The 23935-nt window shown below is 64.4% G+C and carries 35 protein-coding genes; 32 read left to right on the plus strand and 3 right to left on the minus strand.

What is annotated here, in order from left to right:
* Nucleotide 1: 1 nt before the first annotated feature.
* From rplV to VK682_RS05420, 19 genes are all read left to right on the plus strand, one after another.
* Nucleotides 2-382, plus strand: coding sequence for a 50S ribosomal protein L22 (gene rplV, locus VK682_RS05330; protein WP_089843695.1), 381 nt, complete (start codon nt 2-4; stop codon nt 380-382).
* Nucleotides 382-1092 carry a 30S ribosomal protein S3 gene (gene rpsC, locus VK682_RS05335; protein WP_089843691.1) on the plus strand — a complete coding sequence of 237 codons (711 nt, stop codon included), beginning with the start codon at nt 382-384 and terminating at the stop codon, nt 1090-1092. The genes rplV and rpsC overlap by 1 nt, the downstream gene beginning before the upstream one ends.
* A 13-nt stretch (nt 1093-1105) precedes the next feature.
* Entirely contained in the window at nt 1106-1519 is a 414-nt protein-coding gene (gene rplP / locus VK682_RS05340) for a 50S ribosomal protein L16 (protein ID WP_089843687.1), read from the plus strand.
* Nucleotides 1520-1652: 133 nt separating this feature from the next.
* Nucleotides 1653-2273, plus strand: a complete 621-nt coding sequence (locus VK682_RS05345; RefSeq protein WP_324781540.1) for a TIGR02466 family protein — start codon at nt 1653-1655, stop codon at nt 2271-2273.
* A 202-nt stretch (nt 2274-2475) separates the two neighbouring features.
* A complete protein-coding gene (rpmC, locus tag VK682_RS05350) occupies nt 2476-2682 on the plus strand; it encodes a 50S ribosomal protein L29 (RefSeq protein ID WP_089843680.1) in 207 nt (68 codons plus the stop codon).
* Nucleotides 2683-2694: 12 nt separating this feature from the next.
* Complete coding sequence (gene rpsQ / locus VK682_RS05355) at nt 2695-2925, plus strand: 30S ribosomal protein S17 (protein ID WP_089843676.1); 231 nt, start codon at nt 2695-2697, stop codon at nt 2923-2925.
* 74 nt (nt 2926-2999) lie between these two features.
* A complete protein-coding gene (rplN, locus tag VK682_RS05360; RefSeq protein ID WP_038073566.1) occupies nt 3000-3368 on the plus strand; it encodes a 50S ribosomal protein L14 in 369 nt (122 codons plus the stop codon).
* The gene (gene rplX / locus VK682_RS05365) at nt 3368-3679 is read left to right on the plus strand and encodes a 50S ribosomal protein L24 (RefSeq protein WP_230795996.1); all 312 of its coding nucleotides are present in this window, start codon (nt 3368-3370) and stop codon (nt 3677-3679) included. Before rplN ends, rplX begins: the two co-directional genes overlap by 1 nt.
* Nucleotides 3672-4232 (plus strand): 50S ribosomal protein L5, encoded by a 561-nt coding sequence (gene rplE, locus VK682_RS05370; RefSeq protein WP_089843670.1) that lies wholly within the window; start codon nt 3672-3674, stop codon nt 4230-4232. The genes rplX and rplE overlap by 8 nt, the downstream gene beginning before the upstream one ends.
* Before the next feature lie 12 nt (nt 4233-4244).
* Nucleotides 4245-4550, plus strand: coding sequence for a 30S ribosomal protein S14 (gene rpsN / locus VK682_RS05375; protein WP_089843663.1), 306 nt, complete (start codon nt 4245-4247; stop codon nt 4548-4550).
* Between the two features lie 13 nt (nt 4551-4563).
* Nucleotides 4564-4956: a 30S ribosomal protein S8 gene (gene rpsH, locus VK682_RS05380; protein WP_089843660.1), complete on the plus strand. Its 393-nt coding sequence runs from the start codon at nt 4564-4566 to the stop codon at nt 4954-4956.
* Between the two features lie 10 nt (nt 4957-4966).
* Nucleotides 4967-5500 (plus strand): 50S ribosomal protein L6, encoded by a 534-nt coding sequence (rplF, locus tag VK682_RS05385; protein WP_089843655.1) that lies wholly within the window; start codon nt 4967-4969, stop codon nt 5498-5500.
* A gap of 11 nt (nt 5501-5511) precedes the next feature.
* A complete protein-coding gene (rplR, locus tag VK682_RS05390; RefSeq protein WP_089843651.1) occupies nt 5512-5871 on the plus strand; it encodes a 50S ribosomal protein L18 in 360 nt (119 codons plus the stop codon).
* A 187-nt stretch (nt 5872-6058) separates the two neighbouring features.
* A complete protein-coding gene (gene rpsE, locus VK682_RS05395) occupies nt 6059-6640 on the plus strand; it encodes a 30S ribosomal protein S5 (RefSeq protein ID WP_089843646.1) in 582 nt (193 codons plus the stop codon).
* Nucleotides 6641-6645: 5 nt separating this feature from the next.
* The gene (rpmD, locus tag VK682_RS05400; protein WP_089843642.1) at nt 6646-6834 is read left to right on the plus strand and encodes a 50S ribosomal protein L30; all 189 of its coding nucleotides are present in this window, start codon (nt 6646-6648) and stop codon (nt 6832-6834) included.
* Between the two features lie 81 nt (nt 6835-6915).
* Nucleotides 6916-7488: a DUF2585 family protein gene (locus VK682_RS05405; protein WP_324781542.1), complete on the plus strand. Its 573-nt coding sequence runs from the start codon at nt 6916-6918 to the stop codon at nt 7486-7488.
* A gap of 134 nt (nt 7489-7622) precedes the next feature.
* A complete protein-coding gene (rplO, locus tag VK682_RS05410) occupies nt 7623-8087 on the plus strand; it encodes a 50S ribosomal protein L15 (protein ID WP_089843635.1) in 465 nt (154 codons plus the stop codon).
* A 109-nt stretch (nt 8088-8196) separates the two neighbouring features.
* Nucleotides 8197-9561, plus strand: a complete 1365-nt coding sequence (gene secY, locus VK682_RS05415) for a preprotein translocase subunit SecY (RefSeq protein WP_089843632.1) — start codon at nt 8197-8199, stop codon at nt 9559-9561.
* Entirely contained in the window at nt 9558-10208 is a 651-nt protein-coding gene (locus VK682_RS05420) for an adenylate kinase (protein ID WP_230795993.1), read from the plus strand. Before secY ends, VK682_RS05420 begins: the two co-directional genes overlap by 4 nt.
* A 47-nt stretch (nt 10209-10255) precedes the next feature.
* Here VK682_RS05420 and VK682_RS05425 read toward each other — a convergent pair whose 3' ends face one another.
* Nucleotides 10256-10648 (minus strand): BLUF domain-containing protein, encoded by a 393-nt coding sequence (locus VK682_RS05425; RefSeq protein WP_230795991.1) that lies wholly within the window; start codon nt 10646-10648, stop codon nt 10256-10258.
* 280 nt (nt 10649-10928) lie between these two features.
* Here VK682_RS05425 and rpsM point away from each other — a divergent pair, with 280 nt between their 5' ends.
* The 13 genes from rpsM (at nt 10929) to VK682_RS05490 (ending at nt 22462) form a co-directional block, all read left to right on the plus strand.
* Entirely contained in the window at nt 10929-11297 is a 369-nt protein-coding gene (rpsM, locus tag VK682_RS05430) for a 30S ribosomal protein S13 (RefSeq protein WP_324781543.1), read from the plus strand.
* Nucleotides 11298-11312: 15 nt separating this feature from the next.
* On the plus strand, nt 11313-11705 hold the full coding sequence (gene rpsK, locus VK682_RS05435) for a 30S ribosomal protein S11 (protein WP_089843617.1): 393 nt from the start codon (nt 11313-11315) through the stop codon (nt 11703-11705).
* Nucleotides 11706-11820: 115 nt separating this feature from the next.
* Nucleotides 11821-12837, plus strand: a complete 1017-nt coding sequence (locus VK682_RS05440; RefSeq protein ID WP_230795989.1) for a DNA-directed RNA polymerase subunit alpha — start codon at nt 11821-11823, stop codon at nt 12835-12837.
* A gap of 128 nt (nt 12838-12965) precedes the next feature.
* The gene (gene rplQ, locus VK682_RS05445) at nt 12966-13391 is read left to right on the plus strand and encodes a 50S ribosomal protein L17 (protein ID WP_089843613.1); all 426 of its coding nucleotides are present in this window, start codon (nt 12966-12968) and stop codon (nt 13389-13391) included.
* A gap of 116 nt (nt 13392-13507) precedes the next feature.
* On the plus strand, nt 13508-14884 hold the full coding sequence (locus VK682_RS05450) for a trypsin-like peptidase domain-containing protein (RefSeq protein WP_230795988.1): 1377 nt from the start codon (nt 13508-13510) through the stop codon (nt 14882-14884).
* Nucleotides 14885-14929: 45 nt separating this feature from the next.
* A complete protein-coding gene (gene crcB, locus VK682_RS05455; protein WP_089843609.1) occupies nt 14930-15307 on the plus strand; it encodes a fluoride efflux transporter CrcB in 378 nt (125 codons plus the stop codon).
* A complete protein-coding gene (locus VK682_RS05460) occupies nt 15304-16356 on the plus strand; it encodes an RluA family pseudouridine synthase (protein WP_230795987.1) in 1053 nt (350 codons plus the stop codon). Before crcB ends, VK682_RS05460 begins: the two co-directional genes overlap by 4 nt.
* Before the next feature lie 3 nt (nt 16357-16359).
* The gene (locus VK682_RS05465) at nt 16360-17037 is read left to right on the plus strand and encodes an HAD-IA family hydrolase (RefSeq protein ID WP_230795986.1); all 678 of its coding nucleotides are present in this window, start codon (nt 16360-16362) and stop codon (nt 17035-17037) included.
* On the plus strand, nt 17034-17747 hold the full coding sequence (locus VK682_RS05470) for an ATP12 family chaperone protein (protein WP_230795985.1): 714 nt from the start codon (nt 17034-17036) through the stop codon (nt 17745-17747). The genes VK682_RS05465 and VK682_RS05470 overlap by 4 nt, the downstream gene beginning before the upstream one ends.
* Before the next feature lie 197 nt (nt 17748-17944).
* Nucleotides 17945-18967 (plus strand): amino acid ABC transporter substrate-binding protein, encoded by a 1023-nt coding sequence (locus tag VK682_RS05475; protein ID WP_089843594.1) that lies wholly within the window; start codon nt 17945-17947, stop codon nt 18965-18967.
* A gap of 141 nt (nt 18968-19108) precedes the next feature.
* On the plus strand, nt 19109-20341 hold the full coding sequence (locus tag VK682_RS05480) for an amino acid ABC transporter permease (RefSeq protein WP_230795984.1): 1233 nt from the start codon (nt 19109-19111) through the stop codon (nt 20339-20341).
* A gap of 1 nt (nt 20342) precedes the next feature.
* On the plus strand, nt 20343-21659 hold the full coding sequence (locus VK682_RS05485; RefSeq protein ID WP_089843586.1) for an amino acid ABC transporter permease: 1317 nt from the start codon (nt 20343-20345) through the stop codon (nt 21657-21659).
* A gap of 11 nt (nt 21660-21670) precedes the next feature.
* Nucleotides 21671-22462, plus strand: coding sequence for an amino acid ABC transporter ATP-binding protein (locus VK682_RS05490; RefSeq protein ID WP_324781544.1), 792 nt, complete (start codon nt 21671-21673; stop codon nt 22460-22462).
* 36 nt (nt 22463-22498) lie between these two features.
* Here VK682_RS05490 and VK682_RS05495 read toward each other — a convergent pair whose 3' ends face one another.
* Nucleotides 22499-22984, minus strand: coding sequence for a SixA phosphatase family protein (locus VK682_RS05495; protein WP_089843578.1), 486 nt, complete (start codon nt 22982-22984; stop codon nt 22499-22501).
* A 7-nt stretch (nt 22985-22991) separates the two neighbouring features.
* Nucleotides 22992-23885, minus strand: a complete 894-nt coding sequence (argB, locus tag VK682_RS05500) for an acetylglutamate kinase (RefSeq protein WP_089843574.1) — start codon at nt 23883-23885, stop codon at nt 22992-22994.
* Nucleotides 23886-23935: the final 50 nt, after the last annotated feature.

The raw sequence follows: 23935 nt of genomic DNA on the forward strand, positions 1-23935 counted from the left end.
CATGAGCAAGGATAAGAATCCGCGCCGCGTGGCGGACAACGAAGCAATGGCGAAGCTGCGCATGCTGCGCACCTCTCCCCAGAAGCTGAACCTGGTGGCCGCGCTGATCCGGGGCAAGAAGGTGGAACGGGCCCTCACGGACCTGACCTTCTCCAAGAAGCGGATCGCGGAAGACGTGAAGAAGTGCCTTCAGTCCGCCATCGCGAACGCCGAGAACAACCACGGGCTGGACGTGGACGAGCTGGTCGTCGCCGAAGCCTATGTGGGCAAGAACCTTGTGATGAAGCGTGGCCGTCCGCGGGCACGTGGCCGCTTTGGCCGCATCAACAAGCCGTTCTCGGAACTCACCATCAAGGTGCGTCAGGTCGAGGAGCAAGCCTAATGGGTAACAAGACCAATCCGATCGGCATGCGTCTTCAGGTCAACCGCACCTGGGACAGCCGCTGGTATGCCGACACCAAGGACTACGGCAACCTGCTTCTGGAAGATCTCGCCATCCGCGATTTCATCCATGAAGAGTGCAAGCAGGCCGGGATTGCCCGTGTGATCATCGAACGTCCGCACAAGAAGTGCCGCGTCACGATCCACTCGGCCCGTCCCGGTGTCATCATCGGCAAGAAGGGCGCGGACATCGAGGTGCTTCGCAAGAAGCTGGCCAAGATGACCGACAGCGAGCTGCACCTCAACATCGTTGAAGTGCGCAAGCCCGAACTGGACGCCCGTCTGGTCGGTGAAAGCATCGCACAGCAGCTGGAACGCCGGGTTTCTTTCCGTCGCGCCATGAAGCGTGCCGTGCAGAACGCCATGCGCATCGGGGCCCTCGGGATCCGGGTGAACGTCGCAGGCCGTCTGGGCGGTGCAGAAATTGCACGGACCGAGTGGTATCGCGAAGGCCGCGTGCCGCTTCACACCCTGCGCGCCGACATTGATTACGCCACAATCGAAGCCACGACCCCCTATGGCATCATCGGGATCAAGGTCTGGATCTTCAAAGGTGAAATCATGGAGCATGACCCGCAAGCCCGCGACCGCAAGTCGCAGGAACTGCAGGACGGTCCGGCTCCGCGCGGCGCCATGGGCGGCCGGCGCTGAGGAGGTTTGACAGATGCTGCAACCGAAACGCACAAAATTCCGCAAGATGTTCAAGGGCCGGATTTCCGGCGAGGCAAAAGGCGGTTCTGATCTCAACTTCGGCCATTACGGCCTGAAGGCTCTCCAGCCCGAGCGTGTCACGGCGCGTCAGATCGAAGCGGCCCGCCGCGCGATGACCCGTCACATGAAGCGTCAGGGCCGGGTCTGGATCCGGATCTTCCCGGATACGCCCGTGTCCTCCAAGCCCACCGAAGTCCGGATGGGTAAGGGTAAGGGTTCGGTCGATTACTGGGCCTGCAAGGTCAAGCCCGGCCGGGTGATGTTCGAGATCGACGGCGTGTCCGAAGAGATCGCGCGCGAAGCCATGCGCCTTGCCGCGATGAAGCTGCCGATCAAGACCCGCTTCATCGTTCGCGAAGACTGGTAAGCCCTTCGGAGCTACGGCTCCGGGACTGATAGGAAGGCCCCCGCCGGGTGACTGGCGGGGGCTTTTGCCTGCGCGCAAGCCGGGCTGCGCGAGACCCCTCGCCAGAGCGGGCGACTCGCAGTATGAGGCGGGCATGACCCAGATCCGTTCGCTGTTTGCGACCCGCCTTTACCGCGCCGGGCTTGACGCCTTCGGCGATGCCATCGACCTGGCCGAACTGGCCGCGTCCTGCTATTCCATCGCCGAGGATGACGAGGCGGGGCAGACGTGGTGCGAGGAGAATGGCTATCCCGGCTATACCTCCTATGCCTCGCTGACCGATCTGCCGTGGCGCTTCCCGATCTTTGCGCAGGTGGTGGCCGCGCTCGACAAGCATGTGGCGGCCTTTGCCGAGGATCTGGAGTTTGATCTGGGCGACACGCCGCTGCGGCTTGAAGACATCTGGATCAACGTCCTGCCCGAGGGTGGCAGCCATGCCAGCCACATCCACCCGCATTCGGTGATTTCCGGCACCACCTATGTGGCGATGCCCGACGGCACCTCTGCGCTGAAGCTCGAGGATCCGCGCCTGCCGATGATGATGGCCGCCCCGCCGCGCCGCAAGGGCTGCCGGGACGAACTGCGCAGCTTCGTCTATGAGGCGCCGAAGGTCGGGGACGTGCTGCTGTGGGAATCGTGGCTGCGCCACGAGGTGCCCATGAACATGGCCGAAGACGAGCGGATTTCGGTCAGCTTCAACTACGCCTGGCGCTAGGGCGGCGGGGCAGGGCGATCTGCCGCAAAACCCCTTGCCAGACAGGGCCGCGCGGCGTATACGCGGCGCTCATGCACGAAAGATCGGAATCGGTGCGCCCGGTATGGGCTCCTCTCCGGTTTTGTCTGAAGGTCACCAGATGCAGGGTGACCCGGGAGCAATTGCCCGGGGCCCTCTGGTGAAAGCCAAAAGGAACAAGGCGATGGACGCCAAGGAACTTGCGAACAAGACCCCGGACCAGCTCCGGGACGAGCTCGTCGCGCTGAAGAAGGAGGCGTTCAACCTGCGCTTCCAGAAAGCGACCGGCGCGCTGGAGAACACCTCGCGCATCCGTCAGGTGCGCCGTGACGTGGCCCGCGTGAAAACCGTTCTGAACAAGAAAGCCGCTGGCGCGGCTGTGGCCGAATAAGGAGCCTTAGACATGCCCAAGCGTATCCTCCAAGGCACCGTGACCTCGACTGCCAACGCCCAGACCGTCACCGTTTCGGTCGAGCGCCGCTTCAAGCACCCGGTCCTGCAAAAGACCGTGCGGAAGTCCAAGAAATACCGCGCTCATGATGAGGCGGAGAAGTTCGCAGTCGGCGACAGCGTCCGCATCATCGAATGCGCGCCGAAGTCGAAGACGAAACGCTGGGAAGTGATCGCCGAGTAATCGGCCAGTTTCCAGTCTGATCGAAACCCTGGGGGGTAGACCTAGAACAACCCCCAAAGGTCGGGAGAAACCAAATGATCCAGATGCAGACCAATCTGGATGTGGCTGACAACTCCGGAGCCCGGAGAGTTCAGTGCATCAAGGTCCTCGGCGGCTCGCATCGCCGCTACGCATCGGTCGGCGACATCATCGTCGTCTCGGTGAAAGAGGCCATTCCGCGTGGTCGCGTGAAGAAAGGTGACGTCCGCAAGGCCGTCGTCGTGCGCACCGCCAAGGAAGTCCGTCGTGAAGATGGCACCGCCATCCGCTTCGACCGCAACGCAGCCGTCATCCTGAACAACGCGGGCGAGCCTGTCGGCACCCGTATCTTCGGGCCGGTGGTTCGCGAACTGCGTGCGAAGAACTTCATGAAGATCATCTCGCTTGCTCCGGAGGTGCTGTAATGGCTGCCAAACTCCGCAAGGGTGACAAGGTCATCGTGCTGACCGGCAAGGACAAGGGCAAGACCGGGACCATCGAGTCCGTCGACCCCAAATCCGGCAAGGCCGTGGTCGGTGGTGTCAACATGGCCATCCGTCACCGTCGCCAGTCGCAGACCGCGCAGGGTGGCCGTACGCCGATCGCCGTGCCGCTCGACCTGTCGAACCTCGCCATCGTCGATGCCAACGGCAAAGCGACCCGCGTCGGCTTCCGCATGGAAGGGGACAAGAAAGTCCGCTTCGCCAAGACCACGGGGGACGTGATCGATGCTTGATGCTGCTGCCTACACCCCGCGTCTCAAGACGGAATTCCGCTCGTCGATCAAAGCCAAGCTCAAGGAAGAGTTCGGCTACAAGAACGACATGCAGATCCCGCGTCTGGACAAGATCGTTCTGAACATCGGCTGCGGTGCAGAAGCTGTTCGCGATTCCAAGAAGGCAAAGTCCGCAGTCGAAGATCTGGGGACGATCGCCGGTCAGAAGGCCGTGACCACCATGGCAAAGAAGTCGATCGCCGGCTTCCGCGTCCGGGAGGACATGCCGCTTGGTGCCAAGGTGACCCTGCGTGGTGACCGGATGTACGAATTCCTTGACCGCCTCATCACCATCGCGATGCCCCGCATCCGCGACTTCCGTGGCGTGAAGCCGTCCTTTGACGGGCGCGGCAACTTCGCCATGGGCCTCAAGGAACACATCGTCTTCCCCGAGATCGAATTCGACAAGGTCGATGAAGTCTGGGGCATGGACATCGTCATCACCACCACCGCCAAGACCGACGCGGAAGCCAAGGCGCTGTTGAAGCATTTCAACATGCCCTTCACCGCCTGAGGAGCGAGACACATGGCCAAGAAATCCATGATCGAACGCGAAAAGAAGCGTCAGAAGCTGGTGGATCAATATGCCGCCAAGCGTGCTGCGCTCAAAGTGATCGCGAACGACGAAAGCAAACCGATGGAAGAGCGGTTCAAGGCGCGCCTGAAGCTGGCGAAGCTGCCCCGCAATTCCTCACCGAGCCGGCTGCACAACCGCTGCCAGCTGACGGGTCGTCCCCACGCCTATTACCGCAAGCTGAAGATCTCCCGGATCATGCTGCGCGAACTGGGCTCGTCGGGTCAGCTGCCCGGCATGGTCAAATCGAGCTGGTAAGGAGAGACGTGAGATGAACGATCCTATCGGCGATATGCTCACCCGCATCCGCAACTCCCAGATGCGCGGCAAGTCGGTCGTGTCCACGCCCGCCTCCAAGCTGCGTGCATGGGTGCTCGATGTGCTGGTCGAGGAAGGCTACATCCGGGGCTACGAATCGGGGACCGACGTGAACGGCCACCCGACGCTGGAAATCAGCCTGAAATACTATGATGGCGCGCCTGTCATTCGCGAACTGAAGCGGGTCTCCAAGCCCGGTCGTCGCGTCTACATGAGCGTCAAGGACATCCCCTCGGTCCGTCAGGGTCTGGGTGTGTCGATTGTCAGCACGCCGAAGGGCGTGATGTCGGACGCAAACGCCCGCGCTGCCAATGTTGGTGGCGAGGTGCTCTGCACGGTATTCTGAGGAGGGACTGATGTCTCGTATTGGGAAAAAACCGGTCGAGCTGCCGTCGGGTGTCTCCGCATCCGTCTCCGGTCAGACCGTCGAAGTGACGGGTCCGAAAGGCACCCAGACCTTCCGCGCCACCGACGACGTGACGATCACCGTCGCGGACAACGTCATTTCTGTCACGCCGCGCGGCACGTCCAAGCGGGCGCTGCAGCAGTGGGGCATGTCGCGCACGATCGTCGCGAACATGGTCTTCGGCGTTCAGCAGACGTTCAAGAAAGAGCTGGAAATTCAGGGCGTGGGTTACCGCGCGGCAGTTCAGGGCGAAACCCTGAAGCTGAACCTGGGCTACAGCCACGATGTGATCTTCGACATTCCGAAAGGCATCACGGTCACCACGCCGAAGCCCACGGAAATCATCGTCGAAGGGCATGACCTGCAGCAGGTTGGTCAGGTTGCGGCAAACATCCGCGACTGGCGCCGCCCCGAGCCCTACAAAGGCAAGGGTATTCGCTATAAGGGCGAATACATCTTCGCCAAGGAAGGCAAGAAGAAGTAAGGACGCAGACAATGGCACTCAGCAAACGGGAACTGTTCCTAAAGCGCCGCCTGCGCGTCCGGAACAAGCTTCGCAAGGTGAACGCAGGCCGCGTGCGGCTTTCGGTGCACCGCTCCAACAAGAACATCAGCGTCCAGCTGATCGACGATGTGCGTGGCGTCACGCTCGCCGCAGCCTCCTCGCTCGAGAAGGATCTGGGCGTTGTGGGCAAGGGCAACCTTGAAGCCGCGCAGAAGGTCGGTGCGGCCCTCGCCGAGCGGGCCAAGGCGGCTGGCGTCGAGGAAGCCTATTTCGACCGTGGCGGTTTTCTGTTCCACGGCCGCGTCAAGGCACTGGCAGAAGCCGCTCGCGAAGGCGGTCTGAAAATCTGATCCTGCGGGCGGGCTCCGGTCCGCCTCTGGATGGGTTCCGCAGGGCGGGCGTTTGTCCCGCCCTGCGCTTTTGAAGGCGGCAACGCCTCGATGATCCGGGATCCCGGCCTCTGGCCGGATCACCTGGATTGGAGAAAACCGGATCCCGGGCTCTGCCCGGACCGACGTCATTATAAAGGGATGCCTGATGGCAGAACGTGAAAACCGTCGTGGTGGCAACCGTCGCGAACGTGACGAGACCCCCGAATTCGCTGATCGCCTTGTCGCGATCAACCGCGTCTCCAAGACCGTGAAGGGCGGCAAGCGCTTCGGCTTTGCAGCTCTCGTGGTTGTGGGTGACCAGAAGGGCCGCGTCGGCTTCGGCAAGGGCAAGGCCAAGGAAGTCCCCGAGGCGATCCGCAAGGCCACCGAGCAGGCCAAGCGCAAGATGATCCGCGTGCCGCTGCGCGAAGGCCGCACGCTGCACCACGACATCGAAGGCCGCCATGGTGCGGGCCGCGTCGTGATGCGCACCGCCCCGCAGGGCACCGGGATCATCGCCGGTGGTCCGATGCGCGCCGTGTTCGAGATGCTGGGCGTTCACGACGTGGTCGCCAAGTCGCTGGGCTCGCAGAACCCCTACAACATGATCCGCGCCACGCTGAACGGTCTTGGTCTGGAACAGTCGCCCCGCAACGTCGCCCAGCGTCGTGGCAAGAAAGTGGCCGACATCCTGCCCAAGCGCGACGAAGCTCCGGCGGAATCGTCCCAAGTGGCTGAGGAGGCCTGAGACCCATGGCTAAGACCATCGTTGTCAAGCAGATCGGCTCTCCGATCCGCCGCCCGGAAGTTCAGCGCAAGACGCTGATCGGCCTCGGGCTGAACAAGATGCACAAAACCCGGGAACTGGAAGACACGCCGTCCGTGCGCGGCATGGTCAACAAGATCCCGCATCTGGTGCAGATCATCGAAGAGCGCGACTGACCCGCGTTCCGATGAGGTGAACAGGCGCCCCGCAGAGCGATCTGCGGGGCGTTTTCCGTGGGGCAGGGGGGCAGGATGACCATGAACAGGACAGGCGCGGCGCTGCTGCTGGTCGCGGGCGCGGGTGTGATCGCGGTCACGCTGGCGCTGTGGGGGCAGCCGCTGGTCAGTGCCTCGGGCGAGATCCGGCTCTGGGTCAATTCGATCTGGTCGCCGGAAACCTCGCAGCAGGTGGCGGACTGGTATTCGGTTTCGCATCTGGTGCAGGGCATGCTGCTGGCCCTGCTGCTGCGCGCGCTGCCGCTGCGCCGTCCCGACACCGTGCTGCTGTGGTCGGCTTTCGCGATCGGGGTTGGCTGGGAACTGGCGGAGCATACGGATTTTGTGCTGGACCGCTTCCGCGCCACGACGCTGTATCAGGGCTATCTGGGCGATACCGTCCTCAACGCCGTGATGGATTACGTCTTCATGCTGGCCGGGGTGGCGCTGGCCCGCGCGCTGCCGGTGGGGGCCGCGCTGGCGCTTGTGGCGGTGCTGGAGCTTGCCAGCAGCCTGATCGCCCGGGACAGCCTGACGCTGAGCACGCTGCAGGTGGTGGCGCCGCAGCAGGCGGTGGCCGACTGGCAGGAAGCGATCCGGCCCGCCCGGCCCTGACGGCGCGGGACTTGCAGAGCGAAGCCCTGCCCGCTATACGCCCCCGGTGGCCCGGCGCCACACGATTCCAAACCAGTTGAGCCGCGTTTGCCCCATCCGTCGCTGGGGGGCACATCCGGCAAGGAGAAGCGACAATGAAACTGCACGAACTGCGCGACAATCCCGGCGCAACCCGCACCAAAAAGCGCCTCGCGCGTGGCCCCGGCTCCGGCAAGGGCAAGACCGCCGGTCGCGGGATCAAGGGTCAGAAGTCCCGGTCGGGTGTGGCCATCAATGGCTACGAAGGCGGCCAGATGCCGCTCTACCAGCGCCTGCCGAAGCGTGGCTTCACCAAGCCGAACCGGAAATCCTATGCCGTGGTCAACCTTGGCCTGATCCAGAAGTTCGTGGACGCGGGCAAGCTGGAAGCGGGCTCCATCACCGAAGAGACGCTGGTGTCTTCGGGTCTGGTGCGCCGCAAGCTGGACGGTATCCGCGTTCTGGCCAAGGGCGAGATCACTGCGGCCCTGACCATTGCCGTCACCGGCGCCTCCCAATCCGCCATCGAGGCGGTGGAGAAGGCAGGTGGTGCGCTGACGGTCGCTGCTGCGTCCGAATAAGCGGCTTGTGAGCGGCGCCTGCGCCGCTTACATAAGGCCCCATGTTTTCCACGAACGCCGCCGGAGCCGGAAAGCGCCCCGGCGGCGTTTCGTCTGAGAGAGGACCCTCATGGCTTCCGCTGTGGAACAAATGGCCGCCAACACCAGCTGGGCGGCGCTCGGCAAGGCGACGGACCTTCGCAATCGCATCCTGTTCACGCTCGGGCTGCTGATCGTCTACCGGCTGGGCACGTTCATTCCCGTGCCGGGAATCGACGGCGCCGCCCTTCGTGATTTCATGGAGCAGGCCGGACAGGGCATCGGCGGCATGGTTTCCATGTTCACCGGCGGCGCGCTGGGGCGCATGGGCATCTTTGCCCTTGGCATCATGCCCTACATCTCTGCCTCGATCATCGTGCAGCTTCTGACGGCCATGGTGCCGGCGCTGGAGCAGCTGAAGAAAGAGGGCGAACAGGGCCGCAAGAAGATCAACCAGTACACGCGCTACGGCACCGTGGCACTGGCGCTGTTTCAGGCCTACGGTCTGGCGGTCTCGCTGGAGGCGGGCGATCTTGCCCATGATCCGGGCTGGTATTTCCGCTCTGCCGTGGTCATCACGCTGGTCGGCGGCACCATGTTCCTTATGTGGCTGGGCGAACAGATCACCGCGCGCGGCGTCGGCAACGGCATCTCGCTGATCATCTTTGTCGGCATCATCGCCGAAATCCCCGCCGCTCTGGCACAGTTCTTTGCCTCTGGCCGGTCGGGCGCCATCAGCCCTGCGGTGATCCTTGGGGTGATCGTCATGGTCATCGCGGTGATCATGTTCGTGGTCTTCATGGAACGGGCGCTGCGCAAGATCACCATCCAGTATCCGCGCCGTCAGGTCGGCATGCGCATGACCGAAGCGCAGCAGAGCCATCTGCCGGTGAAGGTGAACCCCGCAGGCGTGATCCCGGCGATCTTTGCTTCGTCGCTGCTGCTGCTGCCGACGACCATCGCCACCTTCAGCCAGGCCGGGTCCACCGGGCCGATCATGTCGACCATCCTTGCCTATTTCGGGCCGGGCCAGCCGCTGTATCTGCTGTTCTTCGCGGCGATGATCGTGTTCTTCGCCTATTTCTACACGTTCAACGTGTCGTTCAAACCCGATGACGTGGCCGAGAACCTGAAGAACCAGAACGGCTTCATTCCCGGCATCCGTCCGGGCAAGAAAACCGCAGATCATCTGGAATACGTGGTCAACCGCGTGCTGGTTCTGGGGGCGGCCTATCTGACCGCGGTCTGTCTGCTGCCCGAAGTGCTGCGCGCCCAGTTCGCGATCCCGTTCTACTTCGGCGGCACCTCGGTGCTGATCGTGGTGTCGGTGACGATGGACACCATCCAGCAGGTCCAGAGCCATCTGCTCGCGCATCAATACGAAGGTCTTATTCAGAAATCCCAGCTTCGCGGCAAGGGTAAGACCCGGAAACGGAGGGGACCGGTACGCCGATGAACATCATTCTTCTAGGGCCGCCGGGCGCGGGCAAAGGCACACAGGCGCGCATTCTGGTGGAGGAGCGGGGCATGACCCAGCTCTCCACCGGCGACATGCTCCGCGAGGCGAAAGACAGCGGAACGGAGATGGGCAAGCGCGTGGCGGAGGTCATGGCGCGCGGGGAACTGGTCACCGACGAGATCGTGATCGGCCTGATCCGCGAGAAGCTCGAGGCGGCTCCTGATGCGGGCTACATCTTCGACGGCTTCCCGCGGACGCTGAAACAGGCGGATGCGCTGGCCGATCTGCTGTCCGAGCAGGGGCAGGTGCTGGATCGTGTGGTGGAACTGCGGGTGGACGACACCGCGCTGGTCAGCCGAATCACGGCCCGCTCGACCTGTGCGACCTGCGGTGAGGTCTATAACGACATCACCAAGCCCATTCCGGCGGATGGCGTCTGCACCCATTGCGGCGGCACCGAATTCAAGCGCCGGGCCGACGATACCGAGGCTGCGCTGCAGAAGCGGCTGATGGAATATTACAAGCAGACCTCGCCGCTGATCGGCTATTACTACGCCAAGGGCCAGCATTGCCGTGTGGACGGTCTGGGCGAGATCGACGAGGTCAAGGCCGCGATCGCGGAGAAGCTGCAGACCAGCGCCTGAGGCGCGTTCTGCCCCGGTTCAGGCCGGGGCAGGGGAGCGGGGGGCGCTCAGGCGGGCGCCCATCCCGCAGCGCGGGGGCGGAAGGCGATGACCACGCCGCCGCTGCGCGCGACCTTCCTGCGGGACAGGAAGGCGCGGTCCTCCGCCGACAGCGCGCCATAGGCCATGGACCAGCCGGGGAACATTCGGGTCGGCACATCGCGCTGAACATGCTGTGTGACGGAGAAGTTCCGCGGATCGCTTTCGATCAGCGCGAACAGCGCCCGGACCGCCACTTCCGTGCCCTCGATCACCTGACAGAATCCGGTGCTCTCGCGCAGCAGGAAGCCGGTGATGCCGATCTGGCGGTTGCGGGTCATCGCAGCGCTCAGGATGTCGATATCGCTTCCATGGCCGCGCGGATGCCGCGACAGGCTGGTGAAAAGCATCTGATGGATCATCTCGGGTCTCCGGCGCCGGGGCTGTCCGTCAAGGCTTGCAGACGGTGGCGTCTGTCTTTAAACTCATGGACGCAATGTCAGGTTCCGCGCCTGTGCCTCTTGACGCGCCTGGCAAATTCTCTTACCCACCGCCATCTCATCACGAGAATCGTCTTGCGGCTGGGTCGCTCCCTGACGCAGATCACCTCATCAGCGGAAAGCCCGTGGGTCGCATCCCCTCGGGCTCATGTTGTGAAAAAAGGTTCTGGCACTACGGAACCGCAACGAAAGGAAAAGAGACTTGGCACGTATTGCCGGCGTGAACATCCCGACGAACAAGCGGGTGCCCATCGCCCTCACCTATATCACCGGAATCGGCCACACCTCGGCCAAGGCCATCTGTGAAGCCGTGAACATCGACGCCACCCGTCGCGTGAACGAGCTGTCGGATGCCGAAGTGCTTGCCATCCGCGAGCACATTGACGCCAACTTCACTGTCGAAGGCGACCTGCGCCGCGAAGTGCAGATTAACGTCAAGCGCCTGATGGATCTGGGCTGCTACCGTGGCCTGCGTCACCGCCGCAACCTCCCGGTCCGCGGTCAGCGGACCCACACCAACGCCCGCACCCGCAAGGGCCCGGCGAAGCCGATCGCCGGCAAGAAGAAGTAAGGGAGGGCTGATTCAATGGCACGTGATACCCGTCGCGGAGGCAAGAAGAAGGTCTCCAAGAACATCGCCGCTGGTGTGGCGCATGTGAACTCGTCGTTCAACAACACCAAGATCCTGATCTCGGACGTGCAGGGCAATGCGATTGCCTGGTCGTCCGCAGGCACCATGGGCTTCAAGGGGTCGCGGAAATCGACCCCCTATGCCGCCCAGCTGGCTGCCGAAGACGCAGGCCGCAAGGCGCAGGAACATGGTGTGAAGACGCTGGAAGTCGAAGTGCAGGGCCCGGGTTCGGGTCGTGAATCGGCTCTGCGCGCGCTGGCTGCCGTGGGCTTCAGCATCTCGTCCATCCGTGACGTGACGCCGATCGCCCACAATGGCTGCCGCCCGCCGAAGCGTCGCCGCGTCTGACCGCTAAAACTTTATAGGCGGGGCCCTGCCGTTGGCGCGGGGCCCTGCTTTCGTCATTTCAACCTCGGGCGTCTGCGCCTTTGGACATGGGGCACGGACTGGAATGGAGGGACGCATGATCCACAAGAACTGGGCTGAACTTATCAAGCCGACCCAGCTGGAGGTTCGCCCCGGCGCCGATCCGACCCGCGTTGCGACCCTTGTGGCCGAACCGCTGGAACGGGGCTTCGGCCTGACGCTCGGGAATGCTCTGCGCCGCGTGCTGCTGTCGAGCCTTCAGGGCGCGGCGATCACGTCGGTACAGATCGACAATGTGCTGCACGAATTTTCCTCCGTCGCAGGCGTCCGCGAGGACGTGACCGACATCATCCTGAACCTCAAGGGTGTGTCGCTGCGCATGGAAGTCGAGGGGCCGAAGCGCCTCAGCCTTAATGCCAAGGGTCCGGGGGTCGTGACCGCGGCCGATATCACCGAATCCAACGGCATCGAGGTGCTGAACAAGGACCACGTGATCTGCCACCTCGACGAGGGTGCGGATTTCTACGTCGAGCTGACCGTGAACACCGGCAAGGGCTATGTCTCTGCCGACAAGAACAAGCCCGAGGATGCCCCCATCGGCCTCATTCCGATCGACGCGATCTATTCGCCGGTCAAGAAAGTCGCCTATGAGGTTGTGCCCACCCGGGAAGGTCAGGTTCTGGACTATGACAAGCTGACCATGAAGATCGAAACCGATGGTTCGGTCACTCCGGAGGATGCCATCGCGTATGCGGCGCGCATCCTGCAGGACCAGCTGTCGATCTTCGTCAACTTCGAAGAGCCGGAATCGGCGATGCGGCACGACGACGAGGACGGGCTGGAGTTCAACCCGCTCCTGCTCAAGAAAGTCGACGAGCTGGAACTGTCGGTCCGTTCGGCCAACTGCCTCAAGAACGACAACATCGTGTATATCGGCGATCTGATCCAGAAAACCGAAGCAGAGATGCTGCGCACGCCGAACTTTGGCCGCAAGTCGCTCAACGAGATCAAGGAAGTGCTGTCCTCCATGGGTCTGCACCTTGGCATGGATGTCGAGGACTGGCCGCCGGACAACATCGAGGATCTGGCGAAGAAACTGGAAGACCAGTTCTGAGCCACCCCGTGCGAGGGCCGTGCCACCCGGCATGGCCCTTGCGCCCCGCAAACGGGCATTCCGCCCCAAGGAGAGGGTTCCGCACGCATGGAGCCCCGGACAAAGCAAAAAACGCTTGGAGATAGAAAATGCGTCACGCTTCCGGTTACCGCCGCCTCAACCGCACCCACGAGCACCGCAAGGCGCTGTGGGCGAACATGGCTGGCTCGCTCATCGAGCACGAACAGATCAAGACCACCCTGCCCAAGGCGAAGGAACTTCGCCGCATCGTGGAAAAGCTCATCACGCTGGGCAAGCGCGGTGACCTGCACGCCCGTCGTCAGGCCGATTCCCAGCTGAAGCAGGACAAGCACGTTGCCAAGCTGTTCGAGATCCTTGGCCCGCGTTATGCCGAACGTCAGGGCGGCTATGTGCGCATCATGAAGGCCGGCTTCCGCTACGGCGACATGGCGCCCATGGCGATCATCGAACTGGTCGACCGCGATGTCGACGCCAAAGGCGCCGTGGACCGCGCGCGTCTTGAAGCTGACGAGGCGCTTGCCGACGCGGAATGATCCGCGCGCAGGTGATGTGATCGGGGGCCCTGCCGGGAACGGCGGGGCCCTTTGCCGTTCTGCGGCTTGCAAAGCGGCGGGGGCGGGGACATATCGGCGCGCAGGAGGACCAGACCATGCTCCGTGCCCTATTGTTTCTGGCGCTGGCCGCCAGCCCGCTGGCCGCGCAGACCCCGCCGCAGGTGCCGCAGGATGCGGCGCAGATTTCACTGAGTTTTGCGCCGGTGGTGAAGCAGGCCGCCCCCGCCGTGGTCAACATCTATGCCCGCCGCGTGGTGCAGGCACGCAGCCCCTTTGCCGGGGATCCGCTGTTTGACCGGATGTTCAGCGACATGCGCGGGCGTCCGCAGGTGCAGAACTCGCTCGGCTCCGGGGTCATCCTGTCGGCGGATGGCATCGTGGTGTCGAACTACCATGTGGTGGGGCAGGCGACCGACATCCGCGTGGTGCTGAACACCGGCGACGAATATGCCGCCCGCGTGCTGCTGGGCGACGAGGAGGCGGATCTGGCCATCCTCAAGCTGGAAGACGCGGCGGACATGCCCTTTCTGCCGCTGCGCGACAGCGACACGGTCGAGGTGGGGGAACTGGTGCTCGCCATCGGCAATCCGTTCGGCGTGGGGCAGACGGTGTCCTCTGGCATCGTGTCGGGGCTGGCGCGGTCGGGCACCGCCACCGGCAATGCGCGCGGCTATTTCATCCAGACCGATGCGCCGATCAATCCGGGCAATTCCGGCGGCGCGCTGGTGGATGTGGCGGGGCGTCTGATCGGGGTCAATACCTCGATCCTGACCCGGTCGGGCGGCTCGAACGGCATCGGTTTTGCCATTCCGTCCGCATTGGTGGCGCAGTTCGTCGATCAGGCCCGCGCGGGCAAGACCAGCTTCGAGCGGCCATGGGCCGGGATGACCGGGCAGAGCGTCGATGCCGACCTGTCGGAAAGCCTTGGCCTGTCGCGCCCCGGCGGCGTGGTGATCGCGCAGATGCACCCCGCCAGCCCCTTTGCCCGCGCCGGTCTGCAGGTGGGGGACGTGGTGCGCGCGGTGGACGGGCTGCCGGTGAACACCCCGCCAGAGATGCTGTTCCGCATGTCGGTGCGCGGGCTGGGCCATGCCGCGCGGGTCGCATATCTGCGCGACGGCACCCCGCGCGAGGCAGAGGTGACGATGATCGCCCCGCCGGATTCGCCGCCGCAGGACCGCACCACGCTGGACGAGCGCGCCGTGCTGCCGGGCCTGACCGTGGCGCGGGTCAATCCGGCGGTGCTGGCAGAGCTTGGGCAGGTGGACGGGCCCGAGGGCGTGGTGGTGCTGGATCCGGGGCCATGGGGCGCCCGCATCGGGCTGCAGCGCGGCGACATCCTGCGCGCCGTCAATGGCCGCGAGGTGAAGGCGCCGGGCGATGTGGATCCGCTGCTGCGCCGCGCGGCGCCCCGGCTGCAGATCGACGCGCTGCGCGGCGGCACAAGGCTTGCGCTGCGGGTGCGGCTTTGACCCGCAGCGCTTGACAACAGGGCGCCCGAGGCTCATTTCCGCGCCATGATCCTCACCCTCTTTCAGGTCGCGCTTGGCGGCGCGCTTGGTGCCAGCGGGCGCTATCTGACCGGGCTCGCCATGGCCCGGCTCTTGGGGCGCGGCTTTCCCTGGGGCACGCTGGCCGTCAACATCCTTGGCTCCTTTGCCATGGGGGTGCTGGTGGTCGCGCTGGCGCAGCTGTCGGCGAACCGGCTGGCGCCGTTTCTGATGACCGGGGTGCTGGGCGGGTTCACCACCTTCTCGGCCTTTTCGCTGGATGTTGCCACGCTCTATGAACGGGGTGACGTGGGGCAGGCGGCGATCTATGTTGCCGCCTCGGTGGGCGTGTCGCTGGCAGCCTTGTTCGCCGGCCTTTTCCTGACCCGGAGTATCCTCGCATGAGCCGAGTGCAGACCGTGACCGTAGGCCCCGGCGACGGCGACCAGCGGCTTGACCGCTGGCTGAAACGCCATTTCCCGCATCTGGCGCAGGGGCGCATCGAAAAGATGTGCCGCAAGGGCGAAATCCGCGTCGATGGCGGGCGGGTGAAAGCCTCGGACCGGATCGAGGTGGGCAACCAGATCCGCATCCCGCCGCTGCCGGAACCCGAGGAGGTGGCGCGCAATGCCACGCCCGCGCGCAGCCGCATTTCTGACGCCGATGTGGCGCTGATTCAGTCCTGCGTGCTGTGGAAGGATGACCACATCATCGCGCTGAACAAGCCGCCGGGCCTGCCGACACAGGGCGGCAGCAAGCAGACCCGCCATGTCGACGGGCTGTCCGAGGCGCTGAAATTCGGGCTGGAGGAAAAGCCGCGGCTGGTCCACCGGCTGGACAAGGACACTTCGGGCCTGCTGCTGCTGGCGCGCACCCGCGAGGCGGCGCAGGGGCTGACCGCCGCGCTGCGCCACCGCGAGACGCGCAAGATTTACTGGGCGCTGGTGGCGGGCGTGCCGGTGCCCTATCTGGGCGAGATCAAATACGGGCTGGTGAAGGCACCGGGCCGGGGCGGCGGCGGCGAGGGCGAAAAAATGCTCGCCGTGCATCCGCGCGACATCGACAGCACGCCGGGCGCCAAGCGCGCGCACAGTCTTTACGCCACGCTTTACCGTGTGGCGAGCCGTGCCTCTTGGGTGGCGATGGAGCCGCTGACCGGGCGCACCCACCAGCTGCGCGCGCATATGGCCGAAATCGGCCATCCGATCATCGGCGACGGCAAATATGGCGGCTCCGGGCAGGAAAACATGGGCGATGGCTGGGGCGCACAGCTGGGGGGCATCATCTCCAAGAAGCTGCACCTGCATGCGCGGTCGATGACCTTTCAGCACCCGGTCACCCGCAAGACCATGACCGTGACGGCGCCGCTGCCGGATCACATGGCGCAAAGCTGGGACACCTTTGGCTGGACCGAGGATCTGGCCAGCGACGACCCCTTTGCAGAGCTGCACTGAGCCATGACGCTGAAGCTGGTGATCTTTGACGTGGACGGCACGCTGGTGGACAGTCAGGCCGATATCGTCGCCTCCATGCAGGCGGGATTTGCCGCCGTGGGCAAGACCGCGCCGCAGCGCGACGAGATCCTTGGCATTGTCGGGCTGTCGCTGCCGCTGGCCGTGGCGAGGCTGGCCCCCGAAGAAGATCCGCAGACCCATGGCGTGATGGCCGACGCCTACAAGGCCAGCTATGCAGCGCGGCGCGACGCGGCGGGGGAGCACGCCTCCTCGCCGCTTTATCCGCATGTGCGCGAGGTGCTGGAGGCGCTGCACGCGCGCCCCGACTGGCTGCTGGGCATCGCCACCGGCAAGTCGCGGCGCGGGCTGAACCGGCTGGTGGACGAACATGACCTGCGGCGGCTTTTCGTCACGCAGCACTGTGCCGACGACCATCCGTCCAAACCCCATCCCGCCATGCTGCAGGCGGCGCTGGCCGATGCGGGCGTGGCGCCGGAGGCGGCGGTGATGGTGGGCGATACCAGCTTCGACATGGAGATGGCGCAGGCGGCGGGCGTGCATGGCATCGGGGTCAGCTGGGGCTATCACCCGCTGGACCGGCTGGGCGCCGCCCGCAGCATGATTGATGACATCCGGGCCCTGCCGGGGCTGCTACAGACCCTCTGGGAGATTGCCGCATGAGCGAATGGGCCCCCCGCCGCTTCTACACTCAGGCCCATGTCGTCGACACCGACGGCGGGTTCATCCTGCATCTGGACGCGCGGCCGCTGCGCACGCCGGGCAAGGCGCCGCTGGTGGTGCCGACCCGCGGGCTTGCCGAGGCCATGGCCGAGGAATGGCAGGCGCAGCCGGAAAAGATCGACCCGCGCACGATGCCCTTTACCCGCACCGCCAACACCGCCATCGACAAGGTGGCGCCGCAGCATGCCGAAGTGGCGGACATGCTGGCCGAATATGGCGACTGCGATCTTCTTTGCTACCGCGCCGAAAGCCCCGCCGATCTGGTGGCGCGGCAGGCGGCGGGCTGGGATCCGATGCTGGACTGGGCCGAAGCGCAGCTTGGCGCGCGGCTGCATCCGGTCACCGGGCTGATGCACCGCCCGCAGCCCGCCGAGGCGGTGGAGGTGCTGCGCGCGCGCACCCATGCGCTGACCCCGTTCGAACTGGCGGCCTTTCACGATCTGGTGGCGCTCAGCGGCTCGCTGGTGCTGGGATTCGCGGCCACCGTCCCGGACCACTCCGCCGAAGCGATCTGGGCCCTGTCGCGCCTTGATGAAACCTTCCAGCAGGAACTTTGGGGCGAAGACGAAGAGGCGCAGGCCGCCGCAGAGGTGAAACTTCAAGCATTTCTGCACGCTCACCGCTTCTTTGCGCACTGCCGCACTGCCTAATCCTCTCTCTTAAAGGCTCTCCTTGCGTAAGAAGCGGGCAGGCAAAGTCGGTTTTCATGTGAGCATGGCTTGACCTGTTGGCGGGATTCCTCCCAAACTCCGGTTACTGCGGGCAGGATCACTCCTGCCCATGGACAGCGGCCGGGACAGGCCACGGAACCGGCCCATAAGGGGCTGGACAACAGGAAGAGGTTAACATGAAAAGAACCGTAACTCTTGGCGCGCTTGCGGTTGCCGGCCTGACGGCGGCGGGAGCTGCCGGTGCGGCAACTCTCGATGATGTCAAGGCACGGGGCACCCTGAACTGCGGCGTGGCAACCGGCCTGCCGGGTTTTGCCGCTCCGGACGCGAACGGGGTGTGGCAGGGGTTCGACGTGGCGCTGTGCCGCGCTGTGGCCGCCGCCGTTCTGGGCGATCCGATGGCCGTGGAATTTGTGCCGACCACCGGGCAGACCCGCTTTACCGCGCTGGCCTCGGGTGAAATCGACATGCTGGCCCGGAACACCACCTGGACCTTCTCGCGCGATGTGGACCTGAAATTCGAATTCGTCGGCGTGAACTATTACGACGGTCAGGGCTTCATGATCCCGAAAGCGCTTGGCGTTTCTTCGGCCAAGGAACTGGACGGCGCGACCGTCTGCATCCAGACCGGCACCACCACCGAACTGAACCTTGCGGACTTCTTCCGCGTCAACAACCTCAGCTACGAGCCGGTGCCGATCGAAACCAACGCCGAAGCGCAGCAGCAGTATCTGGCTGGCGCCTGCGACGTCTACACCACCGACGCGTCTGGCCTTGCCGCCACCCGCGCCACCTTTGAAGCCCCGGGCGATCACGTCATCCTGCCCGAGATCATCTCCAAAGAGCCGCTGGGCCCGCTTGTTCGCCATGGCGACAGCGAGTGGGGCGATGTCGTGCGCTGGACCCTCAACGCGCTCGTCGCGGCCGAGGAATATGGCGTGACCTCTGCCAATATCGGCGAGCTGTCGACGACTGCGGGCGACAATCCCGAAATCAACCGTCTGCTGGGCACCGAAGGTGAACTGGGCGCCATGCTGGGTCTGGATGCCGCATGGGCCAAGAACGCCATCATGGCCGGGGGCAACTATGCCGAAGTGTTCGAAAAGAACATCGGTGAAAACACCCCCATCGGCCTGTCGCGCGGCCTGAACGCGCAGTGGACCGAAGGCGGCCTGCTTTACGCACCGCCCTTCCGCTAAGATCGGATCACGGAAAGGGGCGCGGTTCATCCGCGCCCCTTTCCCCTCAATCAGAGCAATACCAGAGTTTCCGAAGGCGGACAGAGGTCGGGCAAACCCGGCACGGGATCCGGGAAGAACGGAAACCACCGGGGAGAACATATGGCGACCTTGACCGATCCGCCGGAGCATGGCTTCCGGCTGAGCCAGCTTATTTACGATACGCGCTACCGCTCGCTGACGATCCAGGTCGTGGCGATGATCCTGTTGGCGCTGATGATGTCCTGGCTGGTCTCGAACACGATCCAGAACCTTGCGGCGCTGGGGAAGGACATCAATTTCGGCTTCCTCTGGCAGCCATCCGGATATGACATCAACCAGCGGCTGATCTCCTATGACAGTCAGGCGACCCATGGCCGCGCGGCGGTGGTCGGCATCCTGAACACGCTGCTGGTGGCCCTGCTGGGCTGCATCCTTGCCACGATTCTGGGCGTCATCGCAGGGGTGCTGCGGCTGTCGTCCAACTGGATCGTGTCGCGGCTGATGGCGGTTTATGTGGAAGGTTTCCGCAACGTGCCGCTGCTGCTGTGGATCATCCTGATCTTCGCGCTGCTGACCGAAAGCACGCCCGCCCCCAACGCCTTCCGGGGCGACGAACCCACCTCCTCGATGTTCCTTGATGCGGTGGCGGTGACGAATCGCGGCGTCTATATCCCCGCGCTGCACTTCGCCTCGCCGCTCAGCCAGAATGGCGCGGTGACATGGGGGGTGATCCTGCTGGTTCTGGCCCTGTCGATCTTCGCCATCACGCGGATCAAACGCTGGGCCACCGCCACGCAGGAAGCCACCGGCGTCCGGCCCGCCACATGGCATTACACGCTGGGCCTGCTGATCGTGCCGGTGGGTGCGCTGCTGGTCACCATGGGCGCCTATCTGGACCTTCCCGCGCTGCAGGGCTTCAACTTCGCGGGCGGCACGCATCTGCGCAACTCGCTGATCGCGCTGTGGCTGGCGCTGTCGCTTTACACCGGCGCCTTCATCGCCGAAATCGTGCGCGGCGGCATCCTTGCCATTTCCAAGGGCCAGTCCGAGGCCGCCTTTGCCCTTGGGCTGCGGCCAAGCACCACGATGAACCTCGTGATCCTGCCGCAGGCGCTGCGGGTCATCATCCCGCCGCTGATCTCGCAATATCTGAACCTGACCAAGAACAGCTCGCTGGCCATCGCGGTGGGCTACATGGATGCGCGTTCCACACTGGGCGGCATCACCATCAACCAGACCGGGCGCGAACTTGAAGGCATGCTGCTGCTGGGCCTGTTCTACCTCGTGCTCAGCCTCATCATTTCGGCGGCGATGAACATCTTCAACGCCAGCGTCAAGCTGAAGGAGCGGTGACATGAGCGACACCCACGCACAGACCGCCGCCTTCGTGCGCGACAGCATGATCCAGCAGCAGGATCCCCCCGTCAGCCAGTCCGGCGCGGTGAAATGGGTCCGGGAGAACCTGTTCTCCTCATGGCTCAACATCATCCTGACGCTGGCCTCGCTGTGGTTCATCTGGGCCGCGCTCAGCCACCTGCTGCCATGGATGCTGCGCGGCATCTGGCAGGCGGACAGTCTGGCCCAATGCCGGGCCATCCGCGACGAGCTTTACGGCCCCGATGTCAGCGCCGCCTGCTGGGCCGTCATCACCGAACGCTGGAATCAGCTGCTGTTCGGCTTCTACCCGCAGGATCTGTACTGGCGCCCGGTGCTGGCCTTCGTGCTGTTCCTTGTGGCCATCGCACCGGTCCTGTTCCAAGGCCTGCCCAAGAAGATGCTGGGCTTTTCCCTGCTTTCGCCCTTCGTGATCTTCTGGCTGATCTGGGGCGGGTCGATCTGGGGGCCGGTGGCCATCGCGCTTGGCTTCGTGGTGGGCTGGGCGGTCACCCGCTATCTGACGCCGGTCATCGGCGTGCTGCCGGGGGTCATCGCGACCATCCTCGCCCCCATCGTCTACTGGCTGCTGGTGGCCGCGCCGCTGGCGGGGCTGCTGCAGGACATCCTGCCGCTGGGGATCACCCCGGTCGGGTCCAAGGACATCGGCGGCTTCATGCTGGCGCTGGTCATCGGCGTGTCGGGCATCGTGCTGTCGCTGCCGCTGGGGATCCTGCTGGCGCTGGGGCGGCAGTCGGACATGTTCCTGATCAACAAGGTCTCGGTCACCTTCATCGAGACGATCCGCGGCGTGCCGCTGATCGTGTGGCTGTTCACCGCCTCCCTGCTGCTGAACTACTTCCTGCCGCCGGGCACGAACTTTGACCTGATGCTGCGGGTCATCATCATGGTGACGCTCTTTGCCTCTGCCTATATCGCCGAGGTGGTGCGCGGCGGTCTCGCGGCCCTGCCCAAGGGGCAATACGAGGCGGCGGGCGCGCTGGGGCTGGATTACTGGAACTCCATGCGGCTGATCATCCTGCCGCAGGCGCTGAAAATCTCCATCCCGGGCATCGTCAACACCTTCATCGGGCTCTTCAAGGACACCACGCTGGTGATGATCATCGGCATGATGGACCCGCTGTTTCTGGCGAACGCGATCCGCGCCACCACCGACTGGAACGGCGTCTACTGGGAGCTTTTCGTCTTCATCGGCCTCTGCTTCTTCGTCTTCTGCTTCAGCATGGGCCGCTATTCCCTGTTTCTAGAAAAAAAGCTCCGCCGTGAGCATCGTTAAGGAGAGCCCGCATGTCTGACCTTGCCCTCGACCGGCAGATCGACCGGAGCCAGATGACCGTCTCCGACGAGGTGGCCATCCAGATCACCAAGATGAACAAGTGGTTCGGCACCTTCCATGTGCTGCGCGACATCGATCTGACCGTCTATCGCGGCGAGCGGATCGTGATTGCCGGGCCTTCGGGCTCTGGCAAGTCGACGATGATCCGCTGCATCAACCGGCTGGAGGAACACCAGTCGGGCACCATCATGGTGGATGGCACCGAACTGTCCTCGGATCTGAAGAACATCGACAAGATCCGGTCCGAGGTCGGGATGTGCTTCCAGCACTTCAACCTGTTCCCGCACCTGACCATTCTGGAAAACTGCACGCTGGCGCCGATCTGGGTCCGCAAGATCCCGAAGCGCGAAGCCGAAGCCACGGCGATGCATTTCCTTGAAAAGGTGAAGATCCCCGAGCAGGCCGATAAATACCCGGGCCAGCTGTCCGGCGGCCAGCAGCAGCGGGTGGCAATCGCCCGGTCGCTCTGCATGAAGCCGCGCATCATGCTGTTCGACGAACCGACCTCGGCGCTTGACCCCGAGATGATCAAGGAGGTTCTCGACACCATGGTGGAGCTGGCGCAGGAGGGCATGACCATGATCTGCGTGACCCACGAGATGGGCTTTGCCCGTCAGGTGGCCAACCGCGTGATCTTCATGGATGCGGGGCAGATCGTCGAACAGAACGAGCCGGAAGCCTTCTTCAACAATCCGCAGCACGAGCGGACCAAGCTGTTCCTGAGCCAGATCCTCGGGCACTGAGCGTGGCTCGGCGGGCCTGCGGGCCCGCCGCGTCTTTCAGATCAGGTCGCGCGGCACGATGAACTCCAGCGCCTCGGCCTGTCCCATCCGGGCTTCGGCCCAGCTGTCGATGTCAAGCTGCGCCACCAGCGTGGCCCCGGTAGGGTAGGCGGCAAAGCGCGGATGGCCCGGTGGCCGCGCCACCAGACGCGCCGCAAATTCCGCGATACCGGGATTATGCCCCAGCATCAGCACCACATCGCCCCGCGCCGTCTGCAGGCTGGACAGCATGACCTCTGGCGCTGCGTGATAGAGCCGGTCCTCGAAACGGGCGGGGGCGTCCAGATCCAGCAGATCCAGCGTTTCCCGCGTGCGCGTCGCGGTGGAACACAGCACCTGATCCGGGCGCAGGTTCTTTTCGCGCAGCCAGCGCCCGATGGCCGCAGCGCTGGCCCGCCCGCGCACATTCAGCGGACGGTCGTGATCCGCCATGCCAAGGGACCAGTCGGATTTGGCGTGCCGGACCAGAATCAGCCGTTTCATCGCGGCCTCAGCTCCGCGCCTTGACGGGGGGCAGGTCGGCGCGGCGGATCAGCGAGCCCGCGCCATGTTCGGTGAACAGCTCCAGCAGGCAGGCATTGGGCACCCGCCCGTCAAGGATCACCACGGCGCGCACGCCTTCCTCCACCGCCTTCAGCGCGGTTTCGGTCTTGGGGATCATGCCGCCCGCGATGGTGCCGTCAGAGATCATCGCGCGCACATCCTCGGGGGTCATCTGCGTGACCACCTCGCCCTCGGCGTTCTTCACGCCGGAGACATCGGTGAGCAGCAGCAGCCGGTCGGCCTTGAGCGCTGCGGCCAGCGCGCCCGCGGCGGTGTCGCCGTTGACGTTGAAGGTTTCCAGATAATCCATGCCGGTGGCGACAGGGGCCACCACGGGAATGATCCCGGCGGCAAAAAGATCGCGCAGCACCTGCACGTTGCATTCCACCGGGTTGCCGACAAAGCCCAGTTCGGGGTCGTCCGCCTCGCAGACGATCAGATCGTCATCCTTGCCGGACAGGCCGACGGCGCGGCCACCCTCGTCCATGATGGCCTGCACGATGCGCTTGTTGACCAGACCGGTCAGCACCATTTCCACCACTTCGACAGTGGCCTGATCGGTGACCCGCTTGCCGCGCACGAAGCGTGATTCGATGTTCAGCCGCTTCAGCATGTCGTTGATCATCGGACCGCCGCCATGCACCACGACCGGGTTCACGCCCACCTGCCGCATCAGCACGATGTCGCGGGCGAATTCGGCCATCGCCTCCTCGTCGCCCATGGCGTTGCCGCCAAATTTCACGACCACCACCGCGCCCGTATAGCGCTGCAGATAGGGCAGGGCTTCGTTCAGAGTGCGGGCGGTGGCGATCCAGTCTCGGTTCATGGTCTGCTTCTTCATCCTGGCTGCATCCTCGGGTGGGGGCTTGAGGCTCTGTCTGGAAAACAACG

Source organism: Salipiger marinus, from assembly GCF_035481585.1.
Lineage (GTDB): Bacteria > Pseudomonadota > Alphaproteobacteria > Rhodobacterales > Rhodobacteraceae > Salipiger > Salipiger marinus.

Bases quoted from the DNA above. Each gene is read 5' to 3' on its own strand.
- rplV (WP_089843695.1), top strand. From the start codon at position 2: ATGAGCAAGGATAAGAATCCGCGCCGCGTGGCGGACAACGAAGCAATG.
- rpsC (WP_089843691.1), top strand. From the start codon at position 382: ATGGGTAACAAGACCAATCCGATCGGCATGCGTCTTCAGGTCAACCGC.
- rplP (WP_089843687.1), top strand. From the start codon at position 1,106: ATGCTGCAACCGAAACGCACAAAATTCCGCAAGATGTTCAAGGGCCGG.
- VK682_RS05345 (WP_324781540.1), top strand. From the start codon at position 1,653: ATGACCCAGATCCGTTCGCTGTTTGCGACCCGCCTTTACCGCGCCGGG.
- rpmC (WP_089843680.1), top strand. From the start codon at position 2,476: ATGGACGCCAAGGAACTTGCGAACAAGACCCCGGACCAGCTCCGGGAC.
- rpsQ (WP_089843676.1), top strand. From the start codon at position 2,695: ATGCCCAAGCGTATCCTCCAAGGCACCGTGACCTCGACTGCCAACGCC.
- rplN (WP_038073566.1), top strand. From the start codon at position 3,000: ATGATCCAGATGCAGACCAATCTGGATGTGGCTGACAACTCCGGAGCC.
- rplX (WP_230795996.1), top strand. From the start codon at position 3,368: ATGGCTGCCAAACTCCGCAAGGGTGACAAGGTCATCGTGCTGACCGGC.
- rplE (WP_089843670.1), top strand. From the start codon at position 3,672: ATGCTTGATGCTGCTGCCTACACCCCGCGTCTCAAGACGGAATTCCGC.
- rpsN (WP_089843663.1), top strand. From the start codon at position 4,245: ATGGCCAAGAAATCCATGATCGAACGCGAAAAGAAGCGTCAGAAGCTG.
- rpsH (WP_089843660.1), top strand. From the start codon at position 4,564: ATGAACGATCCTATCGGCGATATGCTCACCCGCATCCGCAACTCCCAG.
- rplF (WP_089843655.1), top strand. From the start codon at position 4,967: ATGTCTCGTATTGGGAAAAAACCGGTCGAGCTGCCGTCGGGTGTCTCC.
- rplR (WP_089843651.1), top strand. From the start codon at position 5,512: ATGGCACTCAGCAAACGGGAACTGTTCCTAAAGCGCCGCCTGCGCGTC.
- rpsE (WP_089843646.1), top strand. From the start codon at position 6,059: ATGGCAGAACGTGAAAACCGTCGTGGTGGCAACCGTCGCGAACGTGAC.
- rpmD (WP_089843642.1), top strand. From the start codon at position 6,646: ATGGCTAAGACCATCGTTGTCAAGCAGATCGGCTCTCCGATCCGCCGC.
- VK682_RS05405 (WP_324781542.1), top strand. From the start codon at position 6,916: ATGAACAGGACAGGCGCGGCGCTGCTGCTGGTCGCGGGCGCGGGTGTG.
- rplO (WP_089843635.1), top strand. From the start codon at position 7,623: ATGAAACTGCACGAACTGCGCGACAATCCCGGCGCAACCCGCACCAAA.
- secY (WP_089843632.1), top strand. From the start codon at position 8,197: ATGGCTTCCGCTGTGGAACAAATGGCCGCCAACACCAGCTGGGCGGCG.
- VK682_RS05420 (WP_230795993.1), top strand. From the start codon at position 9,558: ATGAACATCATTCTTCTAGGGCCGCCGGGCGCGGGCAAAGGCACACAG.
- VK682_RS05425 (WP_230795991.1), bottom strand. From the start codon at position 10,648: ATGATCCATCAGATGCTTTTCACCAGCCTGTCGCGGCATCCGCGCGGC.
- rpsK (WP_089843617.1), top strand. From the start codon at position 11,313: ATGGCACGTGATACCCGTCGCGGAGGCAAGAAGAAGGTCTCCAAGAAC.
- VK682_RS05440 (WP_230795989.1), top strand. From the start codon at position 11,821: ATGATCCACAAGAACTGGGCTGAACTTATCAAGCCGACCCAGCTGGAG.
- rplQ (WP_089843613.1), top strand. From the start codon at position 12,966: ATGCGTCACGCTTCCGGTTACCGCCGCCTCAACCGCACCCACGAGCAC.
- VK682_RS05450 (WP_230795988.1), top strand. From the start codon at position 13,508: ATGCTCCGTGCCCTATTGTTTCTGGCGCTGGCCGCCAGCCCGCTGGCC.
- crcB (WP_089843609.1), top strand. From the start codon at position 14,930: ATGATCCTCACCCTCTTTCAGGTCGCGCTTGGCGGCGCGCTTGGTGCC.
- VK682_RS05460 (WP_230795987.1), top strand. From the start codon at position 15,304: ATGAGCCGAGTGCAGACCGTGACCGTAGGCCCCGGCGACGGCGACCAG.
- VK682_RS05465 (WP_230795986.1), top strand. From the start codon at position 16,360: ATGACGCTGAAGCTGGTGATCTTTGACGTGGACGGCACGCTGGTGGAC.
- VK682_RS05470 (WP_230795985.1), top strand. From the start codon at position 17,034: ATGAGCGAATGGGCCCCCCGCCGCTTCTACACTCAGGCCCATGTCGTC.
- VK682_RS05475 (WP_089843594.1), top strand. From the start codon at position 17,945: ATGAAAAGAACCGTAACTCTTGGCGCGCTTGCGGTTGCCGGCCTGACG.
- VK682_RS05480 (WP_230795984.1), top strand. From the start codon at position 19,109: ATGGCGACCTTGACCGATCCGCCGGAGCATGGCTTCCGGCTGAGCCAG.
- VK682_RS05485 (WP_089843586.1), top strand. From the start codon at position 20,343: ATGAGCGACACCCACGCACAGACCGCCGCCTTCGTGCGCGACAGCATG.
- VK682_RS05490 (WP_324781544.1), top strand. From the start codon at position 21,671: ATGTCTGACCTTGCCCTCGACCGGCAGATCGACCGGAGCCAGATGACC.
- VK682_RS05495 (WP_089843578.1), bottom strand. From the start codon at position 22,984: ATGAAACGGCTGATTCTGGTCCGGCACGCCAAATCCGACTGGTCCCTT.
- argB (WP_089843574.1), bottom strand. From the start codon at position 23,885: ATGAAGAAGCAGACCATGAACCGAGACTGGATCGCCACCGCCCGCACT.